Genomic DNA, 13234 nt, shown 5'->3' on the forward strand with positions numbered 1-13234 from the left:
TGTCAGTCGTATTAAATCGACTTAGAAGTGACCTTCAAAACCAACAAATACACCGTCAATGGTTGCATCAGCTTTCACGTCATCAACCTTAAAATCAAGTTGTTGGATACGGTAACCAGCACGGATAGACCAATCAAGTACGTAACCCGGGTTTAATTTGAAAGCAAGACCAATTTCAGCATCGCCGTATACATCACCCGTGATACCAATCGCATTTACCATTGCAAAGGCTTTCAGTGGGAACATAGGTAAGCCAACTTCAGCGTAAGCATAACCCATAGGTAATGGACCTGAGAATGACACATCCGTCGAACCACTTTCGAAAGAACCGTCCAGTTGACGCCATGTTAGACCTGCATCTAGCGACACAATGTCATTGTCTAAGAATTCATAGTACAGAGTGAAATCAATCGTTTTAAGGTTAATGTTTTCACCCGCTGAAGAACCTTCAACATCTACATTTGAGAAACTAACTGCAGCATTTGGAATGAGTGGAATTGGATGTTCAAATTTCACATACATACGGTAGTTGTAAGTATCTTCATAACTAGTAACTGCAGATTCATTTTTATATGTAATCGTTCCATCAACGCCTGATTGCCATACGTCAGCACCAAAATAGGTACCAAGCATATCAGCAGCTGCGCCGTTCGAAAAACCGGTAAGAAGAGTTAGTGCAAGTAGTTGTTTTTTCATAATGAGTCCATGTTCATCTGTGTAATTTGTCGCGCAACAGTAACAGCAAGCGTCCCTAGTCAATAAGTATTAGTCAAAACCTAGTTATTTCCTAACACTATTAACTGGCAGTTAATACTTTCGGCCTGTGGGGGAAAAAGTTTAGCGCTAATATTAATCTTTACAAAGCCGTTTGCATGCAGTTGTTTTTGGAGGCTATTATACATTTTACAGTTAAATTATCATGTTTAATGACCTATTTATGTTATTTAAACCAAAGTAGCTTAACTTGTTTTTGGCTGGTACTTTTACTCGGTAAAAAAAAGACACAAAAAAGCCCTAAAAATAGGGCTTAACAAAATGATGAAAATGGTACTCTTATCATACTTTTAGGTGCGAAATTGTTACGCTAGTTTAGCAAAACAACGTTCAGCCGCTTCAATTGTTGTTTCAATATCGGCACTGGTATGCGCAGTTGATAAGAAACCGGCTTCAAATGCAGACGGTGCAAGGTAAACACCTTCAGCTAACATTAAGTGGAAGAATTGCTTGAAGCGTTCAGTATCACACTTACATACAGCTTCAAAACCAGTGACTTCAGCTTGGTCGGTAAAGAAGAAACCAAACATACCGCCAACGTAGTTTACAGCCAATGCGATGTTTTGACGTGCAGCTGCCGCTTTTAGGCCTTCTGCTAATTGTTTGGTGCTTGCGCTTAATTGCGCAGCCACTTCTGGCTTATCAATTTCGGTTAATGCAGCAAGACCTGCCGCCATTGCAATTGGGTTACCCGACAATGTACCCGCTTGGTATACCGGACCCGTTGGAGCAATATGTTGCATGATTTCAAGTTTACCGCCAAACGCGCCAACTGGCATGCCGCCGCCGATTACTTTACCTAATGTCGTTAGGTCTGGTTCTACTTGGTAGTGTGCTTGTGCACAGCCCGTTGCAACACGGAAACCTGTCATTACTTCATCAAAGATAAGCACTGCATTGTATTTATCACAAATGCTACGCAGTCCTTGTAGGAAACCTGCTTGTGGTGGAATGCAGTTCATGTTGCCCGCAACAGGTTCTACAATGATACAAGAGATGTCTTCTGGGTATTCAGAGAATAGCGATTCAACCGATGCTAAATCATTGAACGTTGCTGTCAGTGTATGCTTAGCAAAATCAGCTGGAATACCTGGTGAGCTTGGTTGACCTAAGGTTAATGCGCCAGAACCTGCTTTAACCAGTAGTGAGTCAGCATGGCCGTGGTAGCAACCTTCAAATTTTAAGATCTTGTCACGATTTGTGTAACCACGCGCTAGGCGGATTGCACTCATTGTTGCTTCTGTACCTGAACTAACCATGCGTATTTGTGCCATAGAAGGCACCATCGCTTGTACTTTCTGTGCCATGATCACTTCGATTTCGGTTGGTGCACCAAAACTTAATCCGTTTTCAACCGCCGCTAATACAGCAGATTTGATTGCTGGATGGTTATGACCCAAAATCATCGGCCCCCACGAACCAACATAATCAATATAGGCATTGCCGTCTACATCATAGATACGCGCGCCTTCGGCACGTTGAATAAAGAGTGGGCTACCACCAACGCCATTGAATGCGCGCACTGGTGAGTTAACACCACCAGGAATAATAGCTTGAGCTTGCGTGAAAAGTTGGCTTGATTTAGACATTTGCAATCCTTTTTATCTACAGTCAGAGACAATATAGTAAGAAATAGTAAGAAAAATAGTAGAAATATTTTAGGCCGTTATTATACCTGTTCAGGGGGTTAAACGTAGCTTTTTTACATTTTTAGCGACTTGCACTTAAGTTGCCTTTGTTTTCGTCAGTATAATCGTTAAAATAGCGTTTTATTTTTATGCTTTATCACGAAAAAGGCTGACATGTTTAAGATTATTAAACCACGTTACATCGTATTATTAGCGCTCGCTATATTATTAGGTTATGGCTTTTCTTATTTAAAAGGCATGGAGTCAGCAGCAAACATAATCATGAAAGATGATGAAATTTTACGGCTCAGTAGTGACTTAGCGGAAACGAGTAAGATCAAAGCACAAGTTGAAGTTGAACTACAGACCTCGCAAATATTAGTGGACCAACTAACCGAGCAGCAACGTATTCTATTTAATGAAAATGCTGAGTTAAAGCGTGAGTTAGTTTTTTATCGACGAATCATGGCGCCGGAAGACGTCATTAATGGCGTGAAATTAGAAAGCCTGACATTTATTCCCGAAGTCAGCGAGGATTATTACTTTATGCAACTTGTATTAATGCAGGTACAAAAGAAAAAGCGCCACATTAAAGCCTCTGCTGATTTATTTTTTTACGGTAGCCTAGATGGAGAACCAGTGGAGTACCGTTGGAATGAATTAGTGGATAAAAAACAACAAAAATTAAGTTTCTCATTTCGTTATTTCCAAGTGGTGGAAGGATCAATTAAGTTTCCGTTGGGGTTTGTACCCGAGCGCGTTGCATTTGTGGGGAAGGTAAAGGGGAATCGTTGGAATTCTGGCGTTAACTTAAAACAAAGTTTTGATTGGAGTGCAGTATTACAAACCAGTGACTCTATCTCTGGGTAATCACCTACCATTGCAGTGCTAGGTAAATGCATTAAGAAACGATAGTTGACGGAATTAGTCAGGTATTAGATAATTGAATGTATAAATCGAGTTTAAGTGAGAGCAGATATGGAATTATTTACAGACGTTGGTGCAACTCAGGCTGATAATAATGTTGTTGAACAAGCTGTTACACCTGTCGCTGTGGAAGCAAGTGCAGATGATATGGCATTACCAATTCACTTTAGTGATGCAGCGGCAGCAAGAGTAAAAGAATTGATCACTGAAGAAGAAAACTTAGCGCTTAAATTACGTGTGTACGTTACAGGTGGTGGTTGTTCTGGTTTCTCTTATGGTTTTACATTTGATGAAAAAATTAACTTTGGTGACACTGTCATTGAAAAGAACAGTGTGACTATGGTTGTAGACTCAATGAGTCTACAATATTTGGTTGATGGAACAGTTGATTATATTGATGGCTTAGAAGGTTCACGTTTCCTCGTAAACAACCCGAACGCAACAACAACATGTGGTTGTGGTTCAAGCTTCTCAATCTAAGTTTTAGTTTATTCTTCTGATAACCGAAGCTCTGTCATTGTCAGCCAGCTTGATTAGGATGAAATACAATTTCATAGTCAAGTTAGCATTAAAATTCAGATAATAAAAAAGGGACCGAGGTCCCTTTTTTATTATCTGAATAGCCAGTAACTTACAGGGTCACCTGGGCATTCGTATGGTCCACATTCGGCGAATGCATTCAGCATGTTTGATGCTGTTATGAGGATTACTGCGATAATAGCTATTTTAGCTATACCAGTCTGCATTGAAAAAGGTACGTATTTAACTTTTTCATATTGAGCAGAGAAAGCCATCATTATAGCTGTTCCAGCTATGATTACAGCAAAAGTAATAAATGCCCAAGTATAAAAATGTATGCCTAAGAAAGGAGCACCATAGTGTGGCGTTCCTGGAATTACGTGTAGAGATACTTGACGTAATGCGACTGCTGCACCTAAAAGTGCACCTGCAAGCATAGCGCTATAATGTATCATTCGAGGGCCAAAAATTATATTACATAATAAGCCGAACAACACAGCGATAAAGCCAACACGTTGCAATAAACAAAGAGGGCAAGCTAGTATGTTTTCTGCAATTTGTGAATAAAATGCAAATCCAAGTACTAATGACAATGCAATAGCACCAAGGGCATTTAACTGGCGAGATAGATTATTAGTCATTATTTATCCTAAAGTAAAATTTGTAGCGTGTCAGTTGCATGATGTGAAAACCAAAATGCGCTCACGAGCAATGAAAATATAAATCCATAGAATGACCATACCCGCTTCCCTTTTAATGCGAACACCATGCTCACTAGGTATAGGGCAAAGATTAATGCCATCATAATTAATTACCTTAAAATGTATTTTTGAATAACTTTCGTGAATATACTCGTTCAAGTCAAAGTTTTCAACATTAAAGTATGTTAAATGGTTGGGTTGTGTGTATCAATTATCATATTTGTGAAGAATCTACGTGTCGACGAAAGCGACAGTATTAATTATTTTATCTTGAATGCGCGCCAAACCAATAATAACCAAGACAACATCAGGCCGCTGCCACCAAAAGGCGTGATGCTACTTAGCCATTTCTCACCCGTTAAGGCATACAAGATTAAGCTACCACTGAACGTAATAATACTCATCAATTGTAGTCCCGCGATCCAATTAAATCGTCCTGCGATAAACTTATTATCCAATAAAGCCAAAAATAACAGGCTTAAAGTATGAATAAATAAATAGTCTCGTGCCGTCGCAAAATTGGCAACACCGTTATTCAGTACCAGTTGAGAGTGCCATAGATGCGCTCCTAGTGTACCGACAAGAATATTGGTAAACATTAATAATGAGCCGATGATAAGGAAATACTTGAGTCTGTTGTTCTGCATGGTGTGGTTACCTTTGATAAGTCGAAAAACATAATTTGTTGTAATGCGTAATACTTACGTTGTTGTAATGCGTAATAAAGTTGTCATTTATCTTACATTTTTTGTTCATGTTTATCACACATCTTTGTCATATTTCATCCTTAGAATTAACCTGAATTTAAAGTAACTACTCAACAAAATCTTTTATATTTTTTAATGGGATGGAATTCAAAATGAAAAAAACATTACTTGCACTTGTATTACCAAGCTTATTCGCATCAACTGTTGGCGCAGCTGAAGTTTATAGCGATAAGGGTCAATCAGTTAACGTCTACGGTCGTGCTTATGCAGGTCATGACTTTAGCGGTGAAGACAAAAATGCTAATTATGGTAATGATTCTTACATACGTATTGGCGCTAAATTAAAATCAGACATCTCTGACTCACTATCGGCATTTGGTCGTTATGAACTACAGTGGGATCTCGCGGATGGCGAGAAACAAGAAAAAACGAAAACCCGCTTAGCGTATATTGGTCTTAAGAGTGAAGTTGGTGCATTCAGCTTCGGTCGTCAATATGGTGCGGTTTCATTAGTATCAGATATTACTGATACGGCTTATACCAATGCATATGGTGGTAATCTGGGTGTCGGTACAGACCACGATGGTACAGGTCGTGATAATAGCTTATTAAAATACAGTAATAAATTTGGCGGACTACAATTAGATTCGTCATATCGTTTTGATGATAACCAAGATGATTCAAAAAGTGATGCCGCTTATGGTTTAGGCGCTGCATATACACTTGATTTCGGCTTAACACTTGCTGCAGGTTATAACGCAAGTTCTCCAACTGATGATTATGATGCATCAATCTTCTTAGTGGGTGCTAGCTATGAAACGGGTCCTGTTAAATTCGCTGCTACGTACTCTCAAGGTTCTGAATTCTTAGCTGAAGGTGAAGATCATACTGGTTACGAATTAACGGCTGAATACAAGATAAATAAACAATTACGTGCGCAAATTTTGTATAACGCACAAGAAACTGAAGACACAAAATCATCGGCTAAAGCAGACTCTGTTGATGACCTCGTATTCGGTGTCCGTTATGACTTCAACAAAAGCTTCCGTACTGTTGCAGAATACCGGATTAATGGCATTAAAGGTATGGATGACGATTTCCACCTCGCTGCACGTTACAGCTTCTAATTGCTAAATTAGCCTCGCTAAATTAAGATTTTTGAATGCGCAAAAGCGGCTAACCTTCGGGTTAACCGCTTTTTTGTATTCAGTTCTCTATCTAGTTCATATTCAAAGCGTAAGCTGGTTGTGTATAGCTTGAAAACAGTTGATAATGGCTGCAAATTTCTAGTTTGGCCTTTTAGTAAGGTAGGTAAAGATAATGCAGCAATTGGACTTAAGTCGCTACGCTTGCCCTTTACCACTTATTAAAGTGAAGCTATGGTTAAAGCAAGCTGAGCTTGGCACCGAAATCATCGTATTACTGACCGATCCTGGTTCTCGTCAAGATATACCTAAATTTTTAATCAGTACTGGTCAAGACGTCGCTGAGTTAGAAAACTCGCCATTAATGCTACGTATTAAGGTGACGAAGCTAACGCCGCATTTATCCCTAACACAGCACAACACTCAATTTAAAGGCAATAATAATTTATGATCTCTGTCGTATCTCGCTGGTATCAGGAACGTTTTTCTGACCCGCATGCCGTCACTTTATTTCTCCTGTTAGTATTTGGCTTTTCGGTTATTTATTTTATTGGCGGATTAATTACACCTTTCTTAGTCGCTGTTGTGTTAGCTTATTTACTGGATTGGCCATTAATACAGTTAATGCGTTTAGGGTTATCCAGAACTTGGGCCACGGTGATCATTCTAATGTTATTTGTCACCATGATGGTGATGCTCACATTGGGCTTGGTACCAACCGTATGGCATCAAGGTGTGAACCTGGTTAAAGCGATGCCAACGATGCTTAAGGAAGGTCAGGAATTCTTACTGATGTTGCCGAAAGAAAATCCAGATGTATTTAACGAAGAATTAATCAAAGCGGCGTTACTGACTTTGCAGGAACATATCGTCGGGTCTGGTGAAGCGATTGTTAGCGCTTCTTTTGCGTCGTTATTTGATCTTGCCGCGATCTTGATCTACTCAATTTTAGTACCGCTATTAGTGTTCTTTATGCTTAAAGATAAGCGTATTTTGGTGAACAGTTTAGTTAAAATATTACCACAAAATCGTCGGCTGGCGATGGAAGTTTGGACCGAAATGAATGGTCAAATTACGAATTATATTCGTGGTAAGGTATTTGAAATTATCATTGTTGGTTTTAGCACTTGGTTGGTGTTCTTCTTTACCGATTTACAATATGCGGCGCTGCTCGCTGTATTGGTTGGTTTCTCGGTATTAATTCCTTACATTGGTGCTGCCGCTGTGACCGTTCCTGTGATAGTCGTGGGTTTATTCCAGTGGGGATTAACGCCAGAGTTCACTTATATGATGATTGCTTATGGGGTTGTTCAGGCACTTGATGGTAATTTGTTGGTGCCAATTTTGTTCTCTGAAGCGGTGAATCTACACCCTATCGCAATCATTATGTCGGTATTATTATTTGGTGGTTTGTGGGGGTTCTGGGGCGTGTTTTTTGCGATCCCATTAGCGACCTTAGTGAAAGCTGTGTTTAACGCGTGGCCTAAACGAATCGCTGAAGAAGTTTAATATTATACCCAGTCAATAGCGCTTAAAGGGCTATTGACTGGCTTACTCTTTTCTTGAAGTTTTCGGTTGATATGCGGTTAATCGTGGTTGAGCATGGTCACTGAATTTCCCATCTAGAAATGACTAACATCAAATTGTCTCGTGAGGTGAGGCGCTATAATCACGCCTTCAAAATCACGATATTCTCAGTTTAAACTTCCCTTATTGTTCTGAGTTGGTCTCTTTATGAGTAAAAATTATGAGTCAAAAACCTAATCTCTCTATAGCAATGATAAATCTTATTGAAGAAGTGCGTGGCGTTTTTCCTTTCTATGCACCAGAGGCCAGTATTTGTGGTGACTCTTGCGAAGGCTGTCCGAAAAAATTATTAGAATTAGTCGATAGTGAACTTTGCTATTGGGAAGACCAAGTCAGGCAGGGCACAGCCCCGACATTTGATGAATTAAACCGTGTTGGTAAATTGTGCAAAAATGTCAGGCGTGGCTTGAAGCGTAATGGATTGGTTGATTAGGTTCTTATATTTAATTGCTTGATAAAATACTCAATATTGGAAATTTATGTTCTCCAAATGAGACTGTTATTGACTGTGTTTCTCGACCTCTAAAGTTTAATTTATATTGAAGTGGGCTCATGCGGCTACCGTCAGCAAATAAAGCGATTAAGTGTTCATTATTAAACTCTCGATTACCGGATGATAAATTAGTGAGTGTAATTACAGCCCAGCGTTCGCCAACGTCATTACTCATGAGTACATAGTTAACGATTTCGAAGTCACCTCTTTTGGGGTCAACATTATAATCGTTTGGGAAAGCGAGTTGGATATTTTGTGATATTGCACGGTCAACTGTTAGAGCTTCGTTGTCTTCAGCTTGAGCGAACCAAGATATCAATATTAAAACTGGAAGTAGAAATTTAAACACGCAGACTTCTCCTGAAATATAGTATTTGTATTAAGGAAGCCCTATTTATCAAGATAGATTTGAAAACGAGTGCATTCCTGTGATGTATTTTTAATTGTTAATTAAAAATATACAGCTGATTCTATGGGGATTTTAATTTAGGGCAAGGAATAAAGATTATTTTTCTAAGTGGGCTGGTTGATGAGTAAACTTAACCTTTTAATCTAAGGCTAAGTTTACGGTCTCATCACTGTAAGTTATCGCTAGCAGGTGGATACTCATAATATTGTTATTGCGAATAGGCTCTAATTTCACCAACATTAATATATTGATCTGTCTGCTCTAGACGTATATATCTCGCGTTAACTGCACTAAAGCCTGTATCTGAATCAAAAAACCACCTTGGACTATCATCTAATATGGTTGACCATATTTCATTTCTATCTTGATCTAATACAGACAGTGAAGCGCCGATAGTTCTGTATTGATACCCATTATGTCGATTTTCTAACACGATCGCGCCTAGGTTTTGTTCTGTTTCTAAATCAATTTCGAGCCATTGCAGACCTTGATTTTGAGTGACAGCCATCGTATTCGTTTTACCATCGACTAAGTTACTGGTTGGCCTGCCTTCACTATAAATAGATGAAGCTGTAACGGTTTTATTCAATGCTACATTGATAGGTGCCGCTGGTAAAGGAGGCTGTTCAGGAAGTGTGCCTGGCAGGGTGTCTTCTTTATAAACCGCTAACTCCATAAAAGTTAAATGCTTGTTAGTATTATTTATTTTTATATATCTAACATCATTGCCATTGAAACCACTAATCGTGGAATTAAACACCCATTGGGATTGGTTTACTAACGGTAATGATTTCCACACTTCTATTTTATTTTCATCGAGTAATGATAAAGTAACGCCCTTCGCCCTGCTACTTTTATATGATCTATTATATAGAACAACAGACCCGATATTGGTGGCGGTTTCTAAATCGACTTCTAGCCATTGATCTCGCCCCTTACTTGTTGCCGTATGTTCTGACATCTTACCGTCGGTTAAATAGCTGGCGGGTCTGTTAGTTTCAGCTTGAGATGAAGCGGTTACTGGCTTGTGCAATGCTAAGTTAGTTAAACCAGTAGGTAAAATATAGCTAATCAACTGGTCCTCATCCTGTATATCCGCACTGAGCAGTACTTTTTTATTAAAATCGATGTGTGGCAGCAAATCTATATTAATTTCGTCATTACTTATTGTGGCACTTCTTACTATGCTATTTGTATAAATTAGATCAATATTTTCAAGGGTGTAGATAATGTCATGTGAGTAAGCTTTAAATTTCCCTTCATTATAATACCAATACACTTTGGCATCTTCGAGTGGCATAACATCATCAACTATTTCGTTATTGGCTCTTAAGTCAATCACATAGTTCTGTACATAGTCATCCCAGCCATAAGCCATACCACTGCTATGGCTAAAACCATTGGAGTGTGCGCGCTCGTGAGAAAGAATACGGTATACGCCAATTTGACTTCTATCGGCATTAAACCTAGGTAAAGGCCAGTTGATTGATAGCCAGGTATTACTCGCAACCCCAGCGGACCCTGATTGGTTAACCCTATATTCTAATTGTTCCTCGGTTGTCACGACTCTACGCCATTTATCATAAGCGGATTCAGGTGCCTCACCACGAATATATTTGAAGTAACCAAAATAATCGTGTTTAGTTTGTTTTTTACTGTAAATTTTTCTTAAACCCGTTTGCATCAAGGTATAGCTGTAAATATCTTCATCGGTAGCATCATCCGTATATCTAGACACATTTGGTTGATACAAAGTCACAGGGTCTAGAAAAACCACTACATCAGTTTGGCTTAGTTCGTCGAGTGCAACATCGATCGAATGAAACGGTAAAATAGTTTGTGAAATGGATCTAGGCGTATCATTAATAAGTACAGCTAATTGCGTTAAACTACGCGGCGTTGAGTTGTTAATACGCAAAAATGGAGTCGGATGAATTGTAGTGTCGGTAATAATATCGACTGTAATGTCTGAAAATTTATATCCGTTTCGGGCAGTGAAAATTTCACGATTAGATAATGTCTTAAAGCTTACTGAGTCAATAACTTGGGTGTTTATTTCTCCTGCAACATCAAGCTTATTGGCTGAGTTAGCTAAGGCATCAAAACAGAAGAGTGGTAAGGTCAGTAACAGAGTTCCTACTTCAAATTTTCTCATCATTAAATTCCCTTTTTTATGATACAAATTAGTGACGTTTATATCGTCATGTATTCATATGGTAGTACCTATTATTGGATGTGGTTGTGTATTACTTCTAATTCACTAAAATAGAGATGCCTTCCCGTTGGTTTGTGATTTGTGTCACTTTAGTAGTACCTAACAGCGTGAAATATCTCTTTACTTATATAAGTCGTAGACATAAAAATTAGAAATTTAATTCGTGTTAAATTATAACCAGGTGGCATGTAAAAGTATTAAACTACAAGGGTTTACGTAGCAGTGTTGATGTTTTAGCTATTTTTATAAATCGATATAAATCACATTTCAATTTTTATAATGGCAAGGTATTTTACATTTTCAGGATATTGAAAGGCAAGCGTAAGCTTATTTTATTGTTAGTTTTACTGTAATCGAACTGAATAAAGGACGCGATTATGGCATTACTCATCACTTACTCAATGATTGTCTAATCTAGTATTACTTTAAAGTATGGCTTACTGGTTTTGCAGATTGTAAGTTCGCGTTTACAGAACGTTTACAGAGTATTACACTGCTTTACGATGCTTTATATTTCATGTATATCAATGACTTAGATTTTCCATGAATTAGTTCCACCTCGGATGGGTTAAACAGGGGTTAGTACCAAAAAGACGATTTTGTGATTTTACTGTATGGTGCCCTTTTTTTATAAAATCTTATTGGTTTATTTTATGACTTTAAAACGAGTATTAGTGGCAGGTGTATTGGTATCATCTTTATTTGGTTGTGGTAGCAGTGGTAGCAGTGGTAGCAGTGGTAGCAGTGGTACCAGTGATAGTAGCAGTAGCAGTAGCAGCAGCAGTGGTACCAGTGATAGCAGTAGCAGCAGTGGTGCTGAGGTTGTGACTCTAACTCAAGTAATTGATATTTCTTCTACGGGTTCAGCCTTTGCTGCATTAAGAAGTGATGGGTCTGTAGTGACTTGGGGGAGTAGTGAATCTGGCGGAGATTCATCCTCTGTAGATGCCTCTGAGCTAACAAATGTTAAATCTATTTTCTCTAGCCAAGGCGGGGTTTTTGCCGCGTTAAAGAATGATGGCAGAGTTGTTACTTGGGGGCACGATAGGGCTGGTGGTGATTCATCTTCTGTAGATGCTGATGAGTTAACGAATGTGAAATCTATTTTCTCTAATTATTGGGCTTTTGCCGCGTTAAAGAATGATGGCAGTGTTGTTACTTGGGGGCACGATATGGCTGGTGGTGATTCATCCTATGTAGATTTAACAAATGTGAAATCTATTTTTTCGACTGGACTTGCTTTTGCAGCATTAAAAAATAATGGCTCTGTCGTTACTTGGGGAGATGATAATGCCGGCAGTAATTCTTCCTCTGTTGCTGATGAGTTAAGTGCAGGTGTGAAATCTATTTTCTTTAACGGAGCCGCTTTTGCCGCATTAAAAGATGATGGTTCTGTGGTGACTTGGGGTCATAAAGACTTCGGTAGTAATTCAGAAGAGGTAAAAGCTAAGCTAACAAATGTGAAATCTATTTCTTCTACTGATAGAGCCTTTGCAGCGTTAAGAAAAGATGGCTCTGTGGTGACTTGGGGCGAGCGAAGTCAAGGTGGTAATTCAACCTCTGTCGCTAATAAGTTAAAAGATGTGCAATTTATTTTCTCTAACGAGAGTGCCTTTGCAGCGTTAAGAAAAGACGGCTCAGTGGTTACTTGGGGTGATAAAGAGAGTGGAGGTGATCTTGATGCCGATGAGTTAACGAATGTGAAATCTATTTTCTCTAATGATTGGGCTTTTGCGGCAATAAAAGAAGATGGAACCGTGGTAACTTGGGGTAATGATGAGCGTGGAGGTAATTCTTCTTCTGTAGATTTAACGAATGTGAAATCTATTTTCTCTACTGGTAGAGCCTTTGCGGCAATAAAAGAAGATGGCTCAGTCGTGGCTTGGGGTGATGATGAGCGTGGAGGTTGTTCTGATGCACCTTTAACGAATGTGAAATCGATTTTCTCTACTCAGGGTGCCTTTGCAGCGTTAAAAAATGATGGCTCAGTGGTTACTTGGGGTGATCAGGATTTCGGCGGTGATTCTAGCGGTGTTATAGAAGCGCTAAATTCTAAGTCTTAATATAGTATTTGGTTTTATTTGTATTGAAACTGTAAATAAAAGACCTCCTTACAGGAGGTCTTTTAT

The 13234-nt window shown here is 38.9% G+C and carries 14 protein-coding genes; 7 read left to right on the top strand and 7 right to left on the bottom strand.

Features of this window, described 5'->3' with window-relative positions; translation table 11 throughout:
• Nucleotides 1-21 precede the first annotated feature (21 nt).
• On the bottom strand, nt 22-696 hold the full coding sequence (locus HWV01_RS04135) for a TIGR04219 family outer membrane beta-barrel protein (RefSeq protein ID WP_211674195.1): 675 nt from the start codon (nt 694-696) through the stop codon (nt 22-24).
• A 383-nt stretch (nt 697-1079) separates the two neighbouring features.
• The gene (hemL, locus tag HWV01_RS04140) at nt 1080-2363 is read right to left on the bottom strand and encodes a glutamate-1-semialdehyde 2,1-aminomutase (protein ID WP_211674196.1); all 1284 of its coding nucleotides are present in this window, start codon (nt 2361-2363) and stop codon (nt 1080-1082) included.
• 213 nt (nt 2364-2576) lie between these two features.
• Between hemL and HWV01_RS04145 the strand changes: the two genes are divergently transcribed.
• Nucleotides 2577-3272 (top strand): DUF6776 family protein, encoded by a 696-nt coding sequence (locus HWV01_RS04145; protein WP_211674197.1) that lies wholly within the window; start codon nt 2577-2579, stop codon nt 3270-3272.
• A gap of 204 nt (nt 3273-3476) precedes the next feature.
• A complete protein-coding gene (erpA, locus tag HWV01_RS04150; protein ID WP_211675665.1) occupies nt 3477-3809 on the top strand; it encodes an iron-sulfur cluster insertion protein ErpA in 333 nt (110 codons plus the stop codon).
• 131 nt (nt 3810-3940) lie between these two features.
• Here the strand turns inward: erpA and HWV01_RS04155 are convergent, their stop codons facing one another.
• From HWV01_RS04155 to HWV01_RS04165, 3 genes are all read right to left on the bottom strand, one after another.
• Nucleotides 3941-4489, bottom strand: coding sequence for a disulfide bond formation protein B (locus tag HWV01_RS04155; protein ID WP_211674198.1), 549 nt, complete (start codon nt 4487-4489; stop codon nt 3941-3943).
• 8 nt (nt 4490-4497) lie between these two features.
• Nucleotides 4498-4653, bottom strand: coding sequence for a DUF5993 family protein (locus HWV01_RS04160; protein WP_198155361.1), 156 nt, complete (start codon nt 4651-4653; stop codon nt 4498-4500).
• Between the two features lie 156 nt (nt 4654-4809).
• Complete coding sequence (locus HWV01_RS04165; protein ID WP_211674199.1) at nt 4810-5196, bottom strand: DUF423 domain-containing protein; 387 nt, start codon at nt 5194-5196, stop codon at nt 4810-4812.
• A gap of 212 nt (nt 5197-5408) precedes the next feature.
• Between HWV01_RS04165 and HWV01_RS04170 the strand changes: the two genes are divergently transcribed.
• From HWV01_RS04170 to HWV01_RS04185, 4 genes are all read left to right on the top strand, one after another.
• On the top strand, nt 5409-6383 hold the full coding sequence (locus tag HWV01_RS04170; RefSeq protein WP_211674200.1) for a porin: 975 nt from the start codon (nt 5409-5411) through the stop codon (nt 6381-6383).
• A gap of 193 nt (nt 6384-6576) precedes the next feature.
• Nucleotides 6577-6852 carry a sulfurtransferase TusA family protein gene (locus tag HWV01_RS04175; RefSeq protein WP_211674201.1) on the top strand — a complete coding sequence of 92 codons (276 nt, stop codon included), beginning with the start codon at nt 6577-6579 and terminating at the stop codon, nt 6850-6852.
• Entirely contained in the window at nt 6849-7910 is a 1062-nt protein-coding gene (locus tag HWV01_RS04180; RefSeq protein ID WP_211674202.1) for an AI-2E family transporter, read from the top strand. The genes HWV01_RS04175 and HWV01_RS04180 overlap by 4 nt, the downstream gene beginning before the upstream one ends.
• Before the next feature lie 238 nt (nt 7911-8148).
• Nucleotides 8149-8421, top strand: a complete 273-nt coding sequence (locus tag HWV01_RS04185; protein ID WP_211674203.1) for a hypothetical protein — start codon at nt 8149-8151, stop codon at nt 8419-8421.
• Between the two features lie 10 nt (nt 8422-8431).
• Here HWV01_RS04185 and HWV01_RS04190 read toward each other — a convergent pair whose 3' ends face one another.
• Nucleotides 8432-8830 (bottom strand): hypothetical protein, encoded by a 399-nt coding sequence (locus HWV01_RS04190; RefSeq protein ID WP_211674204.1) that lies wholly within the window; start codon nt 8828-8830, stop codon nt 8432-8434.
• A gap of 268 nt (nt 8831-9098) precedes the next feature.
• The gene (locus HWV01_RS04195) at nt 9099-11048 is read right to left on the bottom strand and encodes a discoidin domain-containing protein (RefSeq protein ID WP_211674205.1); all 1950 of its coding nucleotides are present in this window, start codon (nt 11046-11048) and stop codon (nt 9099-9101) included.
• A gap of 710 nt (nt 11049-11758) precedes the next feature.
• Here HWV01_RS04195 and HWV01_RS04200 point away from each other — a divergent pair.
• The gene (locus tag HWV01_RS04200; protein ID WP_211674206.1) at nt 11759-13168 is read left to right on the top strand and encodes a hypothetical protein; all 1410 of its coding nucleotides are present in this window, start codon (nt 11759-11761) and stop codon (nt 13166-13168) included.
• Nucleotides 13169-13234 lie beyond the last annotated feature (66 nt).

Origin of the sequence: Moritella sp. 5, from assembly GCF_018219455.1 — a bacterium.
Classification (GTDB): domain Bacteria; phylum Pseudomonadota; class Gammaproteobacteria; order Enterobacterales; family Moritellaceae; genus Moritella.